Source organism: Streptomyces sp. CNX435 (assembly GCF_059570575.1).
The window spans coordinates 20,816-38,991 of sequence record NZ_JCANTA010000018.1; the positions used below are offsets into that span (position 1 = coordinate 20,816).

Consider the following 18,176-nt stretch of genomic DNA (forward strand, 5'->3'; position numbering starts at 1 on the left):
ACAGCGGCCCTGTGCTCCCCCCGGGGAAGGATTTGTGGCGCTCCTGCTACACAGCACCGGTTGTGCGCTCCCGGACGGCCACGCTCCGCGCACGCCCCGCCGGTCGTCCGCCTGCCCGCACGCCCCGCGCACCCCGGCTCTACGACAGCCCGGCCTCCTTCATCTGCCGCAGCTCCTTCTTCATCTCCGCCACCTCGTCCCGCAGCCGGGCCGCCACCTCGAACTGCAGGTCCGCGGCCGCGGCCCGCATCCGGGCGGTCATGTCCTCGATCTGCGCGGCGAGATCGGCGGCGGGCGTCTCGGTGGGCGCGGCCCCGGCCCCGGCACCCTTGTCGGACCGGCCGGCGGGCTTCGTCTTCTGCCGCAGCTCGGGCACCGGCGACTTCACGGGGGTCTCGGGCTTCGTGGACCGGTAGCCCGTGCCGAGCAGCGCCTCGGTATCGACCTCCTCGCGGGCGATCTGCGCGACGATGTCGTTGATCTTCTTGCGCAGCGGCTGCGGGTCGATCCCGTGTTCCTCGTTGTACGCGATCTGCTTGGCGCGGCGCCGGTTGGTCTCGTCGATCGCCTTCTCCATGCCCGGCGTGATCTTGTCCGCGTACATGTGCACCTGGCCGGAGACGTTGCGCGCCGCGCGGCCGATGGTCTGGATGAGCGACGTGCCCGACCGGAGGAAGCCCTCCTTGTCGGCGTCGAGGATGGCGACGAGCGAGACCTCGGGCAGGTCCAGGCCCTCGCGCAGCAGGTTGATGCCCACCAGCACGTCGAACTCGCCGGCGCGCAGCTCGCGCAGCAGCTCGACGCGGCGCAGCGTGTCGACGTCGCTGTGCAGATAGCGCACCTGGATGCCCAGCTCCAGGAAGTAGTCGGTCAGGTCCTCGGCCATCTTCTTCGTCAGCGTGGTGACAAGGACGCGCTCGTCCTTCTCCGCGCGCGTGCGGATCTCGTGCACCAGGTCGTCGATCTGGCCCTCGGTCGGCTTGACGACGACCTCGGGGTCGACGAGCCCGGTGGGCCGGATGATCTGCTCCACGACGCCGTCGCCGCGCGACAGCTCGTACGGCCCGGGGGTGGCGGAAAGGTAGACCGTCTGGCCGATGCGCTCCAGGAACTCCTCCCACTTCAGCGGGCGGTTGTCCAGCGCGGACGGCAGCCGGAAGCCGTGGTCGACGAGGGTGCGCTTGCGGGAGGCGTCGCCCTCGTACATGGCGCCGACCTGCGGGACGGTGACGTGTGACTCGTCGATGACGAGGACGAAGTCCTCCGGGAAGTAGTCCAGCAGGGTGTGCGGCGGGGAGCCGGTCTCGCGGCCGTCCATGTGCAGCGAGTAGTTCTCGACGCCGGAGCAGGTGCCGATCTGCTGGAGCATCTCCAGGTCGTACGTCGTACGCATGCGCAGCCGCTGGGCCTCCAGCAGCTTGCCCTGCTTCTCCAGGGCACCGAGCTGGACGCCCAGCTCGGTCTCGATGCCGGCGACGGCCTTGGCCATGCGCTCCGGCCCGGCGATGTAGTGGGAGGCGGGGAAGACGTACAGCCCGTCGTCCTCGCTCATCACCTCGCCGGTCAGCGGGTGGAGCGTGGACAGGGCCTCGATCTCGTCCCCGAACATCTCGATGCGGACGGCCAGCTCCTCGTACACCGGGAAGATCTCGATGGTGTCGCCGCGGACCCGGAACGTCCCGCGCGTGAACGCCTGGTCGTTGCGCGTGTACTGGATGTCGACGAAGCGGCGCAGCAGCTGGTCCCGATCGATCTCCTCGCCGATCTTCAGCGGCACCATGCGGTCGACGTACTCCTGCGGCGTGCCCAGGCCGTAGATGCAGGAGACGGAGGCGACCACGATGACGTCGCGCCGGGTGAGCAGCGAGTTCGTCGCGGAGTGGCGCAGGCGCTCGACCTCCTCGTTGATCGAGGAGTCCTTTTCGATGTAGGTGTCCGTCTGGGGGACGTACGCCTCGGGCTGGTAGTAGTCGTAGTACGAGACGAAATACTCCACGGCGTTGTTCGGCAGCAGCTCGCGGAACTCGTTCGCCAACTGGGCGGCCAGGGTCTTGTTGGGCGCGAGGACCAGTGTGGGCCGCTGGAGGCGCTCGACCATCCAGGCCGTCGTCGCCGACTTGCCCGTGCCGGTCGCGCCGAGCAGCACGACGTCCGTCTCGCCCGCCCGGATCCGCCGTTCGAGCTCTTCGATGGCGGCGGGCTGGTCGCCACTCGGCTGGTACGAGCTGACGACCTCGAAGGGCGCCGTGGTGCGTTCGATGTCTGTAACGGGCCGCATGCTCCCACCGTACGACCCGCCACCGACAACGCGGACCGGATCGCCCGGGCACCCTCACCGGCCCGGCCCCATACCGAAGGATCCGCTCAGTCGACCAGATGATTTCCAGCCAGATCTGCGGGGCTCACACACGGACGGTAAGCGCTTCCCCAATCCTTTCACCTGCACCGACCCGGGTCCGTCCGCGTTCACCGCGCCGATATCGGCGTTCATTCTCTGGCCATCCCCGGCCTCGTACTCTGTCGCCTGCCACTGGGACCCTGCGGCGACAAGTGATCACCTCTAGTCGAGGAGACTGCATGCCCTCCCGCACGCTTACGCGCGCGTCCGGCGCCCTGACGGCCCTGGCCGGCATCGTGCTCACCGCCGCCGCCACGACCGCCACCGCGACCGCTGCCGAGCCCGCAGCCGACTCCGCCTCCGCCGCACCGGTCGTGACCGTCGCGCACCGCGGCGCCTCGGCCGTCGCCCCCGAGAACACCCTCGAAGCCATCGACACCGCCCGCGAGATGGGGATCGACTGGGTCGAGAACGACGTGCAGCGCAGCAAGGACGGCGAGCTGGTCATCATGCACGACGACACTCTCGCCCGGACCACGAACGTGGAGGAGCTCTACCCCGACCGCGCCCCCTGGAAGGTCTCCGACTTCACCTGGAAGGAGATCAGCACCCTCGACGCGGGCAGCTGGAAGGGCGAGGAGTGGGCCGGCGCGCGGGTGCCGACCCTGCGGCAGTACATGCTGCAGGTGACGAAGAACCAGCAGAAGCTGGTGCTGGAGATAAAGAAGCCGGAGCTGTACCCGGGGATCGAGGAGGAGATCCTCACCGAGCTGCGCAAGACGGGCTGGCTGAGCCGCGAGGCGGTGGAGAGCAAGCTGGTCGTGCAGAGCTTCGGCGCGGACTCCATCAAGGCCGTGCACGAACTGCGGCCGGACGTGAAGACCGGCTTCCTCGGCACCCCCGCGGTGGCGGACCTGCCCGAGTACGCCGCCTTCTCCGACCAGATCAACTCCAACCACGGCACCGTGTCCGCGGACTACTACGCGGCGGTGCACGCTCTGACGGGCCCGCACGGCAAGCAGCTGGAGAGCTACACCTGGACGGTCGACGACCCGGCGCGGGCCGTCGAGCTGGCCGGGTGGGGTGCGGACGGCATCATCACCAACAAGCCGGACGTGATCGCCGCGGCGCTGGAGGACGCCGGCTTCGGGGTTGCCGCGGAGTAGTGTGCGGTGGAGTAGTGCTCGATGGCGTAGTGCTCAGCGGGGCGGTGCCCGCTCGGCGGTCCGGTACGGACCGGGCGCGGCGGGCGGTGAGCCCGGGCGCGGGTCGGTGAGCCCGCCGCGGTCAGCCGCCGCCGTGCCGGCCGCCCCGCTCGACGTACGACGCCGCTCCCGAGCCCGCCGGCTCGGGAGCGGCGGTGCCTCCGCCGCCGGTGCCGCCCTCGCCGTCGTCGACGGGCACCCGCCACTCGTTCTCCAGCGGGTCCATGCCGACGAACAGCCCGACGAACACCAGGAGCAGCACCGGCCCGATGAGGATCGGCGCCAGGATCTCCGCCGGGCTCCTGCCCTCCGCCGCCGCGTTCGTGGCGTGGGCCTGTACCTCCAGCGCCGCCATCCCCGTGTAGTGCATGCCGGAGACGGCCACGCCCATGATCAGCGCGGCGCCCACCGCGACGCCGAACCGCTTGACGGTCATCGACAGCCACAGCGCGGCGGTGGCGGCGACCACGGCGATGAGCACGGACAGCGCGACGACCGTGCCGTCGTACACCAGCCGGCCGCGGTCCATGTTCATGCCCGCCATGCCGAGGTAGTGCATGGCCGCGATGCCGAGTCCGGTGACGATGCCGCCGGTGGTGAGGGCGAACGCGGTGCGGCCGAGGTAGCCGACGACGAAGACGCCGATGCCGACCACGGCGACGGCGACGGCGAGGCTCGCCAGCGTGGTCGGCACGTGGTAACTGATGTGGACGGAGTCGGCGGTGAAGCCCATCATCGCGATGAAGTGCATGGAGAAGATGCCCGTGCCGATCGCGACCGCGCCGAGCAGCAGCCAGCCGGCCCGGCGCGCGGGTTCGACGGTCAGCGCGCGCATGGTGCAGCGAAGCCCCAGGGCGCTGCCGGCCGCGGCCATGACGAAGGCGGTGACGGGGGTGAGCAGGCCGTACGTGAGACCGTCGACGGGCACGGGGGCAGCAAGCACAGAGTGACTCCCGGGTCTACTGATGCGTCTACAGAAGTGTCGACAGACGTACGGGGCGACCAGAGAGAATCGTAGATCTGTGCGAGTCGGGACCGAAATGTTTCGATGCCGCGCGGCGCAGCCGATACGCAATCGGTACCCGGGCGTCCTGCCGTGTCGAACCGGAATCTTCCCTGCCGGAAGGCACGCGCAGGCGGTTGTCGGTGCCGTGTCCTACGCTCGCGGCATGAACGCCACCGATGCCCTCGCACCCCGGCAGAGCCGCCGGGTGGTCGACTCACCGATCGGCCCGCTGCTGCTCGCCGCCACGGACCGCGGGCTGGTCAAGGTCGGGTTTCACGCCAAGCTGGGCACCGCGGGCACGGGCGGCGGGGCGGAGCCGGCGGGTCCCGCGGAGCACATAGCGGTGGCCGAGCGGCAGCTGCGGGCGTATTTCGCGGGTGAGCTGACGGACTTCCGGCTGGAGCTGGACTGGTCGCTGTCCGACGGTTTCCACCGGCGGGTGCTGGAGGCGCTGGCGGCCCGGGTGCCGTACGGCTCGGTCGTCAGCTACCAGTTCCTCGCCGACCGCGTCGGCGAGCCGGGCGCCGCGCAGGCGGTCGGCCGGGCCATGGCCTCGAACCCGCTGCCGATCGTGGTGCCCTGCCACCGCGTGATCGAGAGCGACGGCGGCCTGGGCGGCTTCGGCGGCGGGCTGGAAACGAAGCGGAGCCTGCTGGCGCTGGAGGGTGTGCTGCCGGAGCCGCTGTTCTGACACCGCCGCTCTGCCGCGCTGAGAGATCGGCGGGACAGGGACAGGGACAGGGACAGGGCGCGGGACGGAGCCGGGGACGGGGCCGGGGATGGGCGTGGCCCGGGCCCGGGCGGCCGGCGTGACGAACGTACGAGGGAGGCTCCGGGAGTGAGCAAGCAGATCGCCCTGCTGCGCGGCATCAACGTCGGCGGCAAGAACAAGGTCCCCATGGCCGGGCTGCGCACCGCGCTGACCGACCGCGGCTTCCGCGGCGTCGTCACGTACGTCGCCAGCGGGAACGTGGTCTTCGACGACCCCGGCACCCCGCCGGAGGAGACCGCCGCGGCCGTGGAGGCGGTCGTCGAGGGGGAGTTCGGCCTGCGGACAGGGGTCGTCGTCCGCACCCGGGACGAGATCGCCGCCGTCGTCGCCGCCAACCCGCTGCCGGAGGGCGCCGCGGAACCGGCCCGCTTCCTGGCCGTGTTCCTGTCCGAACCGGCGCCGGAGGACGCCTGGTTCCGTACCGCCGACCGCGCGGCGTACGCCCCCGACCGGTACGAGATCGGGGACCGCGTCGTCTACGTCTGGTGCCCCGGCGGGCTCGGGCGGTCGAAGCTGGCCGCCGACTTCTCCGGCCGCAAGCTGGCGGTGACGGCGACGGCCCGTAACTGGAACACGGTCCTCAAGCTGCTGGCGCTGGCGGACGGCTGACGTGCGCCGCCGCCCGTCGGCCGCCCTCCTGCCGGCTCATCCGGGCCGGCGCTGATCCAGCTCCCGGGCCCACTCCTCCAGCGCCTCGAAGTCCTCCTCCACCAGCCCGCGCGCCGGGCTGATCTGCCGCAGCAGCGCCTCCCCCGCGTGGTGCTCGGCGATCCACGCCGCGTCGGCCGCCGTGATCTCGTCGTCCACCCAGGCGAACGTCCGGCCGGCGGCCCAGGCGGCGACGTGCCGCGTCTTCCAGTACAGCCCGTCCGGGTCGTCGGTGGTGAACATCGACGGCCACTCGATGACCGGCAGCGGCGGCAGCCCCAGCACCCGGTCGCCGATGACGGTGTTGGCCTCGTGCATCCACGTCGTCGCCCACACCAGTTCGTACGGCAGCGACAGCAGCCGCTCCCCGTGCGCCGGCCGCAGCCACAGCCGGATGGGCCCGGCGGGCATGCCGGTGACCACGTACTCACGGTAGCCCGGCGGCTGTGTCCCCGCGGCGTACGGGTTGAGAGGGCCGTCGACGTCGAGCAGGAGGAGGGGGCGGGCGGGGGTGTCGGAGGCGTCGGTGGGCGGGGCGGCGTCACGGTCGGCAGCACGGTCAACGTCGTCCATCCTCCGAAGGTAAGCGCTGCCGCCGCCGGTGTAGCCTCCCGCGCGTCCGCGCGCTCGCCCGGCATGCCGCCGCGCCCGCCCCGGGCGGGGCCCGGACGCCGGCCGCTCCGCCCACCCCTTAAGGTCTGGGCCATGGCGATCCCTGAGGTCATCCCGATACGTCACGAGCCCGGCTACCGCACCGAGAACATCGGCCGGTACGACCGCGGGCAGTTCCTGGCCTCGATCACCGCCGCATACCCGCCCGACTACCGCATGGGCCCGGACTGGCTGGAGCACCGCCGCTGGTTCGCCGTCCTGCACCGCTTCGACGCCGAGGGCCACCACACCGGCTCCGACATCTGGACCCCGGGCCCCGGTGTGCCCGCCGACGGGCGGCTGGACGCGAAGATGGAGGGCTGGCTCGACGAGTTGCCGGGGCTGGTCTTCGGCGACATCGCGATCAGGCCGTTCGAGGTCACGGTGGACGGGATCCGCTTCGGGCTGGTCGCGGAGCGGCACGCGGCGCCGGCACCGGGCACCGCGGGCGGCCCGGAGGACGAGCCGGACTGGGCGGAGTTGTACCCGGACCAGCTCGGGTTCCACGAGCCGTGGGACGGCCTGTACGACACGTAGGGGCTGATCAACGGCGTACGGACAGCACGTACGGTGGGCCCATGCACCTCACCGACGAGGTCCGCGACGCGCTCGCGGACCGGCGCCCGGTCGTCGCCCTGGAGTCGACGATCATCGCCCACGGCCTGCCCCGCCCCCGCAACCTGCAGGTGGCGGCGGAGCTGGAGGACATCGTCCGCTCCGCCGGCGCCGTGCCCGCCACCGTCGCCGTCCTCGACGGCACCCCGCGCATCGGCCTCGACGGGGAGCAGTTGGCACGGATCGCGTCCGACGACACCGTACGCAAGCTGACCGTACGCGACCTCGCGCCCGCCGCCGCCCTCGGCGCGAGCGGCGCGACGACCGTCGCGGCCACGGCGTTCCTCGCGGCCCGCGCCGGCATCGGCGTCTTCGCCACCGGCGGGCTGGGCGGGGTGCACCGGGAGTGGACGGAGTCGCAGGACGAGTCAGCAGACCTGCGGCTGCTGGCGGAGACGCGGATCGCGGTGGTGTGCGCGGGGGTGAAGTCGATCCTGGACGTGCCGGCGACGCTGCAGCGCCTGGAGACGCTGGGCGTGACGGTGCTCGGCTACGGCACGGCGGAGTTCCCGGGGTTCTACCTCCGTACCTCCGGCGAGCCGGTGGACTGGACGGTCCGTACGCCCGCGGAGGTCGCGGCGGTGCTGCGTGCCCAGCGGGACCTCGGCGTGCCGCCGTCGGCGGTGATCGTGGCCAATCCGGTGCCGGCCGACGAGCAGTTGGACCCGGCGGTGCACGACGCGGTGCTGGCCGACGCCCTGCGCGAGGCGGACCGGCGGGGGGTGAGCGGGCAGGCGATCACGCCGTTCCTGCTGGGATACCTCACCGAGCACACGCGGGGGGCGTCACTGGAGGCGAACCTCGCGGCGGTACGGGGAAATGTCCGGCTCGCCGCGGAGATCGCGGTGCAGGGCGGCGCATGAGCGGCCCGGTGCTGCTGGTGGTCGGCGACGTCGTCACCGACGTGGTCGCCCGCCACGCCGCACCCCTCGCCCCCGGCACGGACACACCCGCCGAGATCGCGATCCTGCCCGGCGGCGCCGGCGCGAACGTCGCCGCGTGGGCGGCGCATTGCGGCGCGCGGACGCGCCTGCTGGCGCGCGCGGGCCGGGACTCCGCCGACTGGCACCGCACCGAGCTGGTACGCGCCGGGGTCGACGCCCGCGTCCGCGTCGACCCGGCGGCGCCCACGGGCAAGGTCGTCGCCCTGGTCGACGGCGGCGGCGAGCGGTCCTTCCTGACGGACAGCGGGGCGGCATTCCGGCTGGGCCCGGACGACTGGGAGCCGGAGCTGCTGGCCGGCGTCACGCACGTACACCTCTCCGGCTATCTGTACTTCACCGCCCCCGGCCGCGCCCTCGCCGCGCTCGCCGCCGCCGAGGCGCACGCGCGCGGGGCGACGGTCAGCGTGGACCCGGCGTCGGCGGGATTCATCGCGGTGTCGGGCGTACGGGACTTCCTCGCCGCGATCGCGGGCGCCGACACCGTCCTCCCCAACGCCGCGGAGGCGACGCTGCTCACCGGCGTCCCCTCCCCCGCCGCCGCGGCCGAGGCCCTGGCCACGGCCCTCGACGCCACCGCCGTGGTCACCGCCGCCGCCGAGGGCGCCCACCTCGCCGCCCCCGGCGCTCCGGCCGTGCACATCCCCGCGACACCGGTCACCCCGCTGGACACGACGGGCGCCGGCGACGCCTTCACGGGCGCGTATCTGGCCGCCGTGCAGGCGGGCCGTGCCCCGCACGAAGCCGCGGCGGCGGGGAGTGCGAGGGCGGCGACGGCGGTTCGTACGCCGGGCGGGCGGCCGGGGCGCCGGGCGTAGTCGCCCGGCCGCGCGCCTCAGCCCTCCGCCGCCCGCCTCCCCCACGCGATGTACGCGTCGACCTCCCCGGTGGAGAACCCGCCCCGCACCAGCGCGAACACCGGCTCCCCCGCCGGCTCGTCCCCGCTCTCCAGCCGCCCCAGATACGCGTCGACCTGCCCGCGGTCGTATCCGACCCGCGCGACACGGAGGCCCCGTGGCCCCGACTCCCCGTGTTCTGCGCCCACTTGGTCAAGACTCGCGCGCTTGCGCCACGGGCGTGCCCGCAGCCGCCCGTCGGCCGGGCCGTACGGGCCGGCGGCGAGGGCGTCGCGGACGGCGGCGGTGAAGGCGTCCGGTTCGCGGAACAGCTGGCGGGGCGTGGTGTGGACGAGGTGCAGGCCCATGGATTCGAGGGCGTTGTGGTGGTCCACGGTGCCGTCGTCGTCGCGGTACGGCGGCTCGGCGAGGTGGAGGAGGACGCCGGTGCGGGGCCAGTGGGCGTGCGGGGTGGTGAGCCAGTAGCCGTCGAGGTGCAGGGGGACGCGCCAGAGCGGGGGCGGCAGGGCGGCGGCGCGGAGCACGGCGCGGGCCCGGACCTCGGCGGGCGGGCGGACGGCGCGGCCGAGGGCGGCGAGTGCGGCGGCGACGTCGGGGCGGGTGTGCAGGGCGGCGGCGCGCAGTGCGGTGGCCAGGTCGGCGGGCGGGGTGCCGTGGGTGTCCTGCAGTTCGCGGAGGAGGGCGGCGGTGCGGTCGCGGTCGAGTACGCCGCGTACGGCATCGCCGGCCGCGACGGCGGCGACGGCATCGACGGCGGCGCGGAGCGGCGGGGCGGCGGGGAGCCCGGGTGGCAGGCGGACGGGCGGCGGCAGGCGGCGCGGGGGGTGGTGGATGCGTACCCCGGGCGGCGGGGTGAGGCGCCGGGCGGGCGGTACGAGGACGTCGACCACGCGCACGTCAGCGGCGGCGGGCACGCTGCGGAACCCGTACAGCGCCAGCGCCGCAACCCCCGTCAGCAGCGCCTCCCCCCGGCCGCCGGCCCGCCGGAGCGCGGCGCGGTAGCGCGTTTCCCAGTCGCCGGGCGGGGTCTCGCGGGGGCCGTTCGCGTACGTCATGGGGGCGCCCTGCCCGCCGCCGCCCGCGGCTACGGCGTTCCGGCGGCGGACTCACCGGGTCGGGTGGCGGCAGGGGGGCGGGAGTTGACCGTACGCGCTACGCCGCGTGGACGGCCGGGTCCGCGGGGGCTTCCGCCTCGGGGGCGGTGCAGGCGCCGGCCAGGGCGTCGAGGGAGACGCCCAGGGTGGTGGCCAGGGCGGCGATCGTGAAGAAGGCCGGGGTGGGGGCGCGGCCGGTCTCGATCTTCCGGAGCGTCTCGGCGGAGATGCCGGCTGCCGCGGCGACGTCGGTCATGCTGCGCTCGCCCCGGGCGGCGCGCAGCAGGGCGCCGAAGCGCTCGCCGCGGCGGCGCTCCTCGGGGGTCAGTGGAGTACGAACCATGAGCGTGATACTAATACCGGTATAGTAATTGGGAGGCCGAGGGAGAGCCACGTCATGGTCGAAATCAAGAACGACGCAGCGCTGGACGCCATGCGCGAGGCCGGTCGTGTCGTCGCCGACGCCCTCGCCGCCGCGCGGGACGCGGCCGGCGTCGGGGTCAGCCTGCTGGAGCTGGACGAGGTCGCGCGCGAGGTGTTGGACAAGGCGGGGGCGGGATCGCCGTTCCTCGGCTACCGGCCGACATTCGCCACCACGCCCTTCCCCGCGGTCGTGTGCACCTCCGTCAACGACGCGATCGTGCACGGCATCCCCACCGGCTACCGGCTGCGCGACGGCGACCTGGTGTCCCTCGACTGCGGTGCCGAGCTGGACGGCTGGACGGGCGACGCGGCGATCAGCTTCACCGTGGGCACGGCGCGGCCCGAGGACACCGCGCTGATCGCCGCCACGCGGCGCGCGCTCGACGCCGGGATCGCGGCCGCGGTCGCGGGCGGGCGGCTGGGCGACATCTCGTCCGCCGTGGGGCGCGTGGCCGCGGAGGCGGGCTGCGGGATGCCGGCGGACTTCGGCGGGCACGGCATCGGGCGGCGGATGCACGAGGACCCGCCCGTGCCCAACCGCGGGCGCCCGGGGCGGGGTTTCCCGCTGCGGCACGGGCTGACGCTGTCGATCGAGCCGATGCTGCTGTCGGGGGGCTCGGACGCGTACGGGGTGGACGGCGACGGCTGGACGCTGCGGACGACGGACGGGAGCAGGGCGGCGCACATCGAGCACACGATCGCGGTGACGGAGGACGGGCCGCGGGTGCTGACGGTGCAGTGACGAGCGCGTGGTGAGGCGGGGTGCTCTGCGGCGGGGCGCTCTGGGGCCGGGGCGCTCTGCGGCGTGGTGCTGTTGAGGCGTGGTGCTGTGAGGCGTGCGGCGTAAGCGGGCGGCGGTGTGGCGGTCAGCGCCACCCGTAGCGCAGGCGCAGGCGGTGCTCGACGAGGTGGAACCGCTGGCGGTCGAGGGCGCATGCCTCGCGGCGCATGCCGCCGTCGTGGACGCGCAGCACGCGGTCCAGGTCGACCCACGACTCGCGGCCCGCGCGGTCCCAGGGGCCGACGCCGATGCGTACCCAGTCGTGGTCGTCGTCGCGGCGCCTGCTGGACAGCTGGACGGCGAGGACCGTACCGGTGCGCTCGCGGGCGACGACGAGGACGGGGCGGTCCTTGCCGCGGCCGTCGTTCTCCTCGTACGGCACCCAGGTCCAGACGATCTCGCCGGGGTCCGGGTCGCCGTCGGGGTCGGGGGCGTAGGAGGTGCGGACGGCGCCGGCGGCGCGCGGGTCTATCTCGGCGGTGGCGGTCGGGCCGTGCTGGCCGGGCTGGCTCGGTCGGCCGTTGCCGTCGGTGGGCGTGGTCACGCCAGGCACCGTAGCAACCCGGGGGCGGCAGGCCGTCATATGCCGGGGAAAAAGGGACGCAGAGGCCGGGCGGGGCGGGCGTTGTCAGTGGGGGGTTGTAGCTTCCAGGGCATGGACTACCACGACGTTGTCGACGAGCTCGAGTCGGCGGAGCAAGAGCTCGGCCTGGCCGCGTGCGACGTGGACGAGACCGAGGGGGCCGGGCTGGACCTGGCAGGGCTGGCCGCCGAGCTGGCGGAGCGCACGGAGCCGGCCGGGGCGGGCCGGCCGGGCGCACCGGCGGATGTCCGGGACGCGCCGGACGCCGCGGTGTGGGCCGCCCGCAGGGCCGACGGGCTCGCGGACGCCGAGCGGGCGGAGGAGCTGCCCGAAGCGGCGTGGCAGCCGGGCCGGCAGATATCCCTCGCGCGCAGCGCGCGGTAGGCGGTCGTACGCGCAGCGTGCCACGTTGGACCTCGACCCCCGGATGGCCGGATGCTGGAGGCAGGAGGTGCTACGCATGAGGCCGCTCCGCACCGGCGACGAGCCCGTGCACGCCCGCTCTCCGCTCCGGATGCGCTTCTGGCTGGCGCTCTGGGGAGTGCTCTGGATGATCGCGGGCACGGTGTTCTTCGTCGCCGTCGACCAACCGGTCTGGGCCGCGGTGACCGCGGCTCTCGCCGCGATCACGGCCGTCGACATGGTGGTGGTGGTCCGGCACATCAGACAGGGCCCGCACTTCCAGCCGGGCCGGAACATACCCCCGTACGAGCCGGTGCGGGAGGAGGGCGAACCGCCCAAGCCGAAGCGGCTGCCCTGAGGCCGGGGCGCACGCGCCGCCGGCGGGGCGCAGGCCGGAAGCCGCCGGCACCGGGCGGCGCGGGGGTTCCCGCCTGACCCAACGGCCACCGGCCGGTCTCGCTCCGTAGCGACCGGCGCGACCGGCGCGACCGGTGCGACCGGTGCGACCGGTGCCGACCGCCTACGGCCGCTCCGGGCGCCAGGCCGGGCGGCGCGGGTCATCGAGCCGTACGAGTACGTCTGCGGTCTCCGCGGGGTCGGCTTCTTCCTCGTAGCGGGCGAAGGCGGGCAGCGTCCAGCGGTCCTGCTCCGGTGTGCGCCGGGCAAGGGCGGAGGCGGAGAGACGGAGGTGAACGGTCAGGTCGAAGGGGAACCAGCGGCCGAGCAGCAGCGGCCCGTGCAGCAGCACGACGGCGCCGGGCGGGAGTTGCGTGTACGGGCTGCGCGTCGCGCGGTCGGTGACGGGGTCCCACAGGTCGGGCAGGACGCGGCCGTCGCCGCCGGGCTCCAGCGGACCGAAGACCTCGCGCCAGAGTGCGCCGGTGTCGAGCCAGGTGTCGTAGTACGCGTCGGGGTCCTCACGCCCGAACTCGTAGCGGAGGGAGGCCGGCCGCAGAAACGCGCCCTCGTCGAGGACGAGGCTCTCGCGCCCGCGCACGCGCAGGGCGTCGCCGACGCGGGCGGCGAGCGCACCCGGCTCCGCCGCGGGGGCGCCGTCCACCGCGACGCGCAGCCACGGGCCGCCGTCCGCCGCCTTCGACTCCGCGACGCGCTCGGCCAGCGCGTCGGTCAGCCGCTCCCAGGAGATCGCTTCGAGGCGCACGGTTCCATGATGCCCGGGGGCCGGGAGGGGCTGCTGCCCGGGCAGCGGGGCCCAGCCCGTGGGCCGTCCCGCGGGAGCTCGCGCTCCTCGCGGTGGTCGGACGGCTCGGCATGCGCCGGGGACGTCCCCGGTGCCGCGGCGTCGCGTCGGCGCGTCCGCGTGGCGCTCCCGGGTACGGGCGGCGGCATCCGGCGGGCCGTGCACTCCCGGAGGGTCGGCGGTGGTGCGGTGCCGCCACCTGACGGGCTGCCCAACCGGGCGGCCGGCGGGGGTGATTGAGTACGGAGGCGGACCCGAGCGCGCGTACCGCGTTCGGAACGGGAAACGAGGGGGGAACGGCACACGTGGGACCGGAGGATCTGAGCCCGCCCGAACGGCGGCTGTGGGACGCCTTCCCCACCGCCGGCCGCGTCGACCTCCGCGTCGGCGACCCCGCCGCGGACGACCCGGCCCGCGGCGCCGCCTGGGGCCCGGAGCGCGTCGTGCGCGCCGAGGTCGTCGCCGCGCTGCTGCTCGGCGCGCGCGAGGCCGAGTCGGGGCACACCGCCGGGGTGCAGCTCGTCGGCGCCCGGATCGCCGGCCGACTCGCGCTCGACCACGCCGAGATTCACCAACATCTGCGGCTCACGGACTGCTCGTTCGAGGAGTCCGTCGACCTCTACGGCGCCCGCACCCGCCAGCTCACCTTCAACGGCTCGCACCTGCCGGGCATGCTCGCCTCCCACCTCTGGGCGGAGGGCAGCCTCCGCCTGACCGGCTGCACGACGACCGGCAAGGTCCGGCTCGTCGCCACCCGCATCGCCGGCGCCCTCATACTCAACGCAGCCCGGCTCCACAACCCCGACGGCGAGGCCCTCAACGCCACCCGTCTGCAGGTCGACAACGACATCCTCATGCGCGACGGCTGCACAGCCCAGGGCACCGTCGTGCTGCGCAGCGCCCGCGTCGGCGGCAGCATCGACCTGCGCGGCGCCCGGCTCGACGCCACCACCGGCGAGGCCGCGCTCGACGCCGCCCGGGTGCAGATCGAGGGCGACTTCTCCGCGTACCGGCTGTCGGCCACCGGCAGGCTCGCCCTGCGGAACGCCACCGTCGCCGGCGCGACGTTCCTGCGCGCCGCCGAGCTCGACAACGCCGCCGGCCGCACCCTGGACGCCCCCGGCGCGCACCTCGGTTCCGATGTCGTGCTCGACAACGGCTTCCGCTCCCACGGCCAGATACGGCTCGCGGACGCGACCGTCGGCGGCCGGCTGGTGATGAGCGGCGCAGAGCTGCGGGCGGATGCGGACGACGCCGCACTCGACGCGTACGGGATCCAGATAGGCGCCGACGCCGTGCTGGACCGCCTGACTGCCACCGGCCTGGTCCGGATGTCGGGCGCGCAGATCACCGGCCGCATCCAGGCCGGCGGGAGCCGCATCAGCGCGCACAGCCCCGGCGGCAGCGGCATCTACGGCCCCGGCACCACCGCGCTCAGCCTGCGCCGCACCGCCGCCCGCGAGGCCGACCTGCACACCACACGCCTCGACGGCGCCCTCGACCTGCGCTACTCCGCCCTCGGCGTCCTGCACGACGCGGCCGACACCTGGCCGGCCCGCATCCGCCTCGACGGCGCGGTGTACGAACAGCTCCACAACCCGCTCTCCGCCGCCGAGCGCCTGCCCTGGCTGAACCCCGGCGACGGCACCTACGTCCCGCAGCCGTACGAGCAGCTCGCCGCGGCGTACCGCGGCCTCGGCCACGAGGACGACGCCCGCCGCGTCCTGCTCGCCAAGCAGCGGGCCCGCCGCGCCCGGCTGCCCTGGTACGCCCGCGCCTGGGGCATCGTCCAGGACGCCACCGTCGGCTACGGCTACCGGCCCGAACGCGCCGTCGGCTGGCTGGCCGGGCTGCTGGCGCTGGGCTCCCTGCTCTTCCACGCCGACCCGCCGCGGCCGTTGGAGCCCGACAAGAAGGTCGACTTCAACCCGTTCGTCTACACGCTCGACACGCTGCTGCCGGTCGTCGACTTCGGCCAGGGCACCGCCTTCACGCCGGACGGCGGCACCCGGTGGGTGGCGTACCTGCTCGTCGCCGCCGGCTGGATCCTCGCCACCGCCGTGGCCGCGGGCGCGGCCAGAGCGCTGAACCGGCCGTAGCGGCGGGCGCGGCCCGGGCGGCAGCGGCCTTCGACGGGGGCCAGGAGAGCCCGCCGAGAGGGCCGCTGCCGCCGCGCCGGGACCCGCGAACACCCGCCCGGGTGCGGGTCCGCCCGGCGCGTTCCCCGCCCGGGAACGCGCCGGAGGCACTCGGCGAAACGGCAGCGCGTCAGTAGCGCAGTGCGTCGAGGTACTCGTAGCTGTTGCGCGCCGTCGCGAACGGGTCGGACGGGTTGTCGTGCTCGACGAGCCACTGCCTGACCCCGCCGCTCTTCGCCCCCTGGAACATCCCCGCGAAGTCCAGCACGCCGGAGCCGACGTCGGCGAAGTCGCCGTTCGGCGCCATGTCCTTGACGTGCAGCGCGGGGAAGCGGCCGGGGTGCCGGCGGAAGTACGTGAGCGGGTCGGCCCCGCCGCTCACCGCCCAGTACAGGTCGAACTCGAAGGCGACCAGCTGGGGATCGGTCTCGTTGACGAGGATGTCGAAGAGCACCTCGCCGTCGACGGTGGCGTGGTCGTTGCCGTGGTTGTGGAAGAGCACCTGCTGCAGACCGGCGTCGCGGCAGGCGCGGCCCGCCTCGTTCAGGACGCGGGCGGCCTCGCGGAAGCCGGCCGGCGTGTGCAGGGAGCCGGGCAGGCTGGGGACGACGACCCACTGGCCGCCCAGGGTGTGGACGTCCTCGATCGCCTGCGGCAGGCCGCTGCCGGAGACGATGTCGTACGCGACGTGCTCCAGCACCGCCGAGAGCCCGGCGTCGTCGATCATGCCGCGGATCTGCTGGGCGTTGTGGCCGTGCCGGCCGCTGACGCCGACGGTGGCGTAGCCGATGTCGGACAGCTGCTGCAGGGTGCCGGCGAAGTCGGTGGCCAGGGGCCCGCGCATGGTGTACAGGTGCATGCCGATGCCGCCCGGCGGGATGCGCCGCTTGCCGTCCGGGCCGCACCCGGCGAGGCCCGCCGCGTCGGCGGCCGCGGCCGGACCGGCCGCGCCGCCGAGCGCCGCGGCGGTGCCGGCGCCGAGCGCCGCGGCGAGCAGCGCGCGCCGTCCCATCCCGCTGTTCGCCGGCCGCCGGGACCTGCCCGTCCCGTCGGCTCCGTGGTCCGTCTCGTGCCTGCCGTTCATGCGCACAACCGCCTCTCCCGCGTCTGACGAGCCATTTAGAAAGCGCTTACTGGCATGCGCGCCTCAGAGTAAGCGCGCCGCGTCACGTGGTCAACGGGTCGGCACGCGCCGTGCGGTGGACGGCTCAGCCCGCGGCGTACGCCACCTGGCACGCCCGGCACGCGCAGCGTGCCCCGCGACGCCCGTCCGGCGACCGGCCGCAGTCGGACCAAAGGCGAGGATGGCCGACGGTGCCGGCAGGTGGCGGCGATCGCGGTTGCCTTCAGGTGGGTCCTGTCCGGTGGAGAAGGGGCGTCAGGCGGTCATTGCGTCGCGGACCTTGGCGGTGTCGACGAACTGCTCGAAGCGGACGATTCGACCGCCCCGTACGACGAAGTGGTGGGCGACACGTACGTCGATGTCCTTGCCGGTGGCCTTGTTGGTGCCGGTGTAGCGGGCCAGGACCACGACGTTCTCGCCGTCGACGACGTAGGTGTCGTCATGGGCGGCCCAGCCGTCCCAGTCCTTGCCGAGCCGTTCCATGACCGCGGAGGTGACGCCAGCCGGGGTGCGGTAGGTGCCGGCAAGGGGGAAGCCTGCCATCTCGGTCCACTCCACGTCGTCGGCCAGGGTGGCGCGCAGGGCTTCGAGGTCGCCGTTCGCGGAGGCGATGTACTGGCGGCGCACCACGTCGGCGGGGGCGGCCGAGGTGGCGAAATCGGTGGTCTCACACATGGGTCGGGCCTTTCTCAGAACGAGTCGGGGTCGGCGGTCGGGCACAGGCGGTAGGTGGGTACGCGCCTGACTCCGGCGTGGCGTCGCAAAAGCAGGTGGATGCCCGCGCCGAGGGCGGCGCCGATGATCGGCGCGAGCAGATAGACGCCCAGGTATCCGTACGTGCCGGACAGAAGCGCGGGACCGCCTCGGCGAGGAAGACGGTGAAGGTGTTCCAGGCGGGGGCCGGCTGGACGGCGGCGTACCCGACGGGAGCGGCGGCCACGACATGGCCCCAGACCTGGCGGGCGAGTCCCGCCCCGGCCAGCGACCCGCCCAGCTGGGCGATGACGTACGGCACGACGCTGCGCGCGGGGAAGGCACCCATCGGCCACAGGGCGACGCTGACCGCCGGGTTTATGTGCGCGCCCGAACGCCGTCCCCACCGGCCTGCGGATCAGCAGGAGCAGCACCAAGCCCACGATCACTCCAGCGACGGCCAGGGCGGCCTGGACGTCGGCGATGAGGAACGGAGAGCCGGGGGCCGTGATCCAGCGGACGGCGGTGACGACCGTGAACAGCAGGACGGTGGTCAGCGCGAACTCGCACAGCGAGTAGGCGGGGAGGACGGCAGGCGCGGGGTGCGCGGCCTGGCTGTCGCGGGCGGTGGTGCTCATCGGCCCTCACAGGGGAGGCGTCGCGATCTGACAGAGGCCCGGTGCCGGGGGTCGCCCGGCACCGGGC

At 74.2% G+C, this 18,176-nt stretch carries 20 protein-coding genes; 10 read left to right on the forward strand and 10 right to left on the reverse strand.

Features of this window, described 5'->3' with window-relative positions:
• Positions 1–139: 139 nt before the first annotated feature.
• Entirely contained in the window at positions 140–2,278 is a 2,139-nt protein-coding gene (gene uvrB, locus T328_RS25590; RefSeq protein ID WP_496498525.1) for an excinuclease ABC subunit UvrB, read from the reverse strand.
• Between the two features lie 299 nt (positions 2,279–2,577).
• Between uvrB and T328_RS25595 the strand changes: the two genes are divergently transcribed.
• Complete coding sequence (locus tag T328_RS25595) at positions 2,578–3,504, forward strand: glycerophosphodiester phosphodiesterase (protein ID WP_496498526.1); 927 nt, start codon at positions 2,578–2,580, stop codon at positions 3,502–3,504.
• Between the two features lie 121 nt (positions 3,505–3,625).
• On the opposite strand, the gene T328_RS25600 is transcribed toward T328_RS25595, so the two are convergent.
• Complete coding sequence (locus T328_RS25600) at positions 3,626–4,471, reverse strand: MHYT domain-containing protein (protein WP_496498527.1); 846 nt, start codon at positions 4,469–4,471, stop codon at positions 3,626–3,628.
• A gap of 241 nt (positions 4,472–4,712) precedes the next feature.
• Here T328_RS25600 and T328_RS25605 point away from each other — a divergent pair, with 241 nt between their 5' ends.
• Entirely contained in the window at positions 4,713–5,240 is a 528-nt protein-coding gene (locus T328_RS25605) for a methylated-DNA--[protein]-cysteine S-methyltransferase (protein WP_496498528.1), read from the forward strand.
• Between the two features lie 147 nt (positions 5,241–5,387).
• Entirely contained in the window at positions 5,388–5,930 is a 543-nt protein-coding gene (locus T328_RS25610) for a DUF1697 domain-containing protein (protein ID WP_496498529.1), read from the forward strand.
• A gap of 36 nt (positions 5,931–5,966) precedes the next feature.
• On the opposite strand, the gene T328_RS25615 is transcribed toward T328_RS25610, so the two are convergent.
• Complete coding sequence (locus T328_RS25615; protein ID WP_496498530.1) at positions 5,967–6,542, reverse strand: HAD domain-containing protein; 576 nt, start codon at positions 6,540–6,542, stop codon at positions 5,967–5,969.
• 132 nt (positions 6,543–6,674) lie between these two features.
• Here T328_RS25615 and T328_RS25620 point away from each other — a divergent pair, with 132 nt between their 5' ends.
• From T328_RS25620 to T328_RS25630, 3 genes are read left to right on the forward strand one after another with little or no spacing between them, the layout of a single operon-like run.
• Positions 6,675–7,157: a hypothetical protein gene (locus tag T328_RS25620; protein ID WP_496498531.1), complete on the forward strand. Its 483-nt coding sequence runs from the start codon at positions 6,675–6,677 to the stop codon at positions 7,155–7,157.
• Positions 7,158–7,198: 41 nt separating this feature from the next.
• A complete protein-coding gene (locus T328_RS25625; protein ID WP_496498532.1) occupies positions 7,199–8,098 on the forward strand; it encodes a pseudouridine-5'-phosphate glycosidase in 900 nt (299 codons plus the stop codon).
• Positions 8,095–8,994, forward strand: coding sequence for a carbohydrate kinase family protein (locus tag T328_RS25630; protein WP_496498533.1), 900 nt, complete (start codon positions 8,095–8,097; stop codon positions 8,992–8,994). Before T328_RS25625 ends, T328_RS25630 begins: the two co-directional genes overlap by 4 nt.
• Before the next feature lie 17 nt (positions 8,995–9,011).
• On the opposite strand, the gene T328_RS25635 is transcribed toward T328_RS25630, so the two are convergent.
• Both T328_RS25635 and T328_RS25640 read right to left on the reverse strand, forming a co-directional pair.
• The gene (locus T328_RS25635) at positions 9,012–10,088 is read right to left on the reverse strand and encodes a hypothetical protein (RefSeq protein WP_496498534.1); all 1,077 of its coding nucleotides are present in this window, start codon (positions 10,086–10,088) and stop codon (positions 9,012–9,014) included.
• Between the two features lie 97 nt (positions 10,089–10,185).
• Positions 10,186–10,470, reverse strand: coding sequence for a helix-turn-helix domain-containing protein (locus T328_RS25640; protein WP_496498535.1), 285 nt, complete (start codon positions 10,468–10,470; stop codon positions 10,186–10,188).
• A 54-nt stretch (positions 10,471–10,524) separates the two neighbouring features.
• Between T328_RS25640 and map the strand changes: the two genes are divergently transcribed.
• The gene (gene map, locus T328_RS25645) at positions 10,525–11,292 is read left to right on the forward strand and encodes a type I methionyl aminopeptidase (protein ID WP_496498536.1); all 768 of its coding nucleotides are present in this window, start codon (positions 10,525–10,527) and stop codon (positions 11,290–11,292) included.
• A 124-nt stretch (positions 11,293–11,416) separates the two neighbouring features.
• Here the strand turns inward: map and T328_RS25650 are convergent, their stop codons facing one another.
• Positions 11,417–11,875, reverse strand: coding sequence for a type II toxin-antitoxin system PemK/MazF family toxin (locus T328_RS25650; protein WP_496498537.1), 459 nt, complete (start codon positions 11,873–11,875; stop codon positions 11,417–11,419).
• A 111-nt stretch (positions 11,876–11,986) separates the two neighbouring features.
• Here T328_RS25650 and T328_RS25655 point away from each other — a divergent pair, with 111 nt between their 5' ends.
• The gene (locus tag T328_RS25655) at positions 11,987–12,298 is read left to right on the forward strand and encodes a hypothetical protein (RefSeq protein ID WP_496498538.1); all 312 of its coding nucleotides are present in this window, start codon (positions 11,987–11,989) and stop codon (positions 12,296–12,298) included.
• Positions 12,299–12,374: 76 nt separating this feature from the next.
• A complete protein-coding gene (locus T328_RS25660; protein ID WP_496498539.1) occupies positions 12,375–12,674 on the forward strand; it encodes a DUF6343 family protein in 300 nt (99 codons plus the stop codon).
• Between the two features lie 162 nt (positions 12,675–12,836).
• On the opposite strand, the gene T328_RS25665 is transcribed toward T328_RS25660, so the two are convergent.
• Entirely contained in the window at positions 12,837–13,478 is a 642-nt protein-coding gene (locus tag T328_RS25665) for a nucleoside/nucleotide kinase family protein (RefSeq protein ID WP_496498540.1), read from the reverse strand.
• A gap of 344 nt (positions 13,479–13,822) precedes the next feature.
• Here T328_RS25665 and T328_RS25670 point away from each other — a divergent pair, with 344 nt between their 5' ends.
• The gene (locus T328_RS25670) at positions 13,823–15,616 is read left to right on the forward strand and encodes a hypothetical protein (RefSeq protein WP_496498541.1); all 1,794 of its coding nucleotides are present in this window, start codon (positions 13,823–13,825) and stop codon (positions 15,614–15,616) included.
• Between the two features lie 169 nt (positions 15,617–15,785).
• Here the strand turns inward: T328_RS25670 and T328_RS25675 are convergent, their stop codons facing one another.
• From T328_RS25675 to T328_RS25685, 3 genes are all read right to left on the reverse strand, one after another.
• Complete coding sequence (locus T328_RS25675) at positions 15,786–16,667, reverse strand: sugar phosphate isomerase/epimerase family protein (protein ID WP_496498641.1); 882 nt, start codon at positions 16,665–16,667, stop codon at positions 15,786–15,788.
• A 366-nt stretch (positions 16,668–17,033) separates the two neighbouring features.
• The gene (locus T328_RS25680; protein WP_496498542.1) at positions 17,034–17,453 is read right to left on the reverse strand and encodes a nuclear transport factor 2 family protein; all 420 of its coding nucleotides are present in this window, start codon (positions 17,451–17,453) and stop codon (positions 17,034–17,036) included.
• Positions 17,446–17,820, reverse strand: coding sequence for a hypothetical protein (locus T328_RS25685; protein WP_496498543.1), 375 nt, complete (start codon positions 17,818–17,820; stop codon positions 17,446–17,448). The genes T328_RS25680 and T328_RS25685 overlap by 8 nt, the downstream gene beginning before the upstream one ends.
• Positions 17,821–18,176: the final 356 nt, after the last annotated feature.

What these genes read in the sequence shown, in the direction of transcription:
- T328_RS25660 (WP_496498539.1), top strand. Translation starts at nt 12,375, where the DNA reads ATGAGGCCGCTCCGCACCGGCGACGAGCCCGTGCACGCCCGCTCTCCG.
- map (WP_496498536.1), top strand. Translation starts at nt 10,525, where the DNA reads ATGGTCGAAATCAAGAACGACGCAGCGCTGGACGCCATGCGCGAGGCC.
- T328_RS25630 (WP_496498533.1), top strand. Translation starts at nt 8,095, where the DNA reads ATGAGCGGCCCGGTGCTGCTGGTGGTCGGCGACGTCGTCACCGACGTG.
- T328_RS25625 (WP_496498532.1), top strand. Translation starts at nt 7,199, where the DNA reads ATGCACCTCACCGACGAGGTCCGCGACGCGCTCGCGGACCGGCGCCCG.
- T328_RS25680 (WP_496498542.1), bottom strand. Translation starts at nt 17,453, where the DNA reads ATGTGTGAGACCACCGATTTCGCCACCTCGGCCGCCCCCGCCGACGTG.
- T328_RS25595 (WP_496498526.1), top strand. Translation starts at nt 2,578, where the DNA reads ATGCCCTCCCGCACGCTTACGCGCGCGTCCGGCGCCCTGACGGCCCTG.
- T328_RS25615 (WP_496498530.1), bottom strand. Translation starts at nt 6,542, where the DNA reads ATGGACGACGTTGACCGTGCTGCCGACCGTGACGCCGCCCCGCCCACC.
- T328_RS25640 (WP_496498535.1), bottom strand. Translation starts at nt 10,470, where the DNA reads ATGGTTCGTACTCCACTGACCCCCGAGGAGCGCCGCCGCGGCGAGCGC.
- T328_RS25620 (WP_496498531.1), top strand. Translation starts at nt 6,675, where the DNA reads ATGGCGATCCCTGAGGTCATCCCGATACGTCACGAGCCCGGCTACCGC.
- T328_RS25675 (WP_496498641.1), bottom strand. Translation starts at nt 16,667, where the DNA reads ATGGGACGGCGCGCGCTGCTCGCCGCGGCGCTCGGCGCCGGCACCGCC.
- T328_RS25655 (WP_496498538.1), top strand. Translation starts at nt 11,987, where the DNA reads ATGGACTACCACGACGTTGTCGACGAGCTCGAGTCGGCGGAGCAAGAG.
- T328_RS25605 (WP_496498528.1), top strand. Translation starts at nt 4,713, where the DNA reads ATGAACGCCACCGATGCCCTCGCACCCCGGCAGAGCCGCCGGGTGGTC.
- uvrB (WP_496498525.1), bottom strand. Translation starts at nt 2,278, where the DNA reads ATGCGGCCCGTTACAGACATCGAACGCACCACGGCGCCCTTCGAGGTC.
- T328_RS25685 (WP_496498543.1), bottom strand. Translation starts at nt 17,820, where the DNA reads ATGGGTGCCTTCCCCGCGCGCAGCGTCGTGCCGTACGTCATCGCCCAG.
- T328_RS25635 (WP_496498534.1), bottom strand. Translation starts at nt 10,088, where the DNA reads ATGACGTACGCGAACGGCCCCCGCGAGACCCCGCCCGGCGACTGGGAA.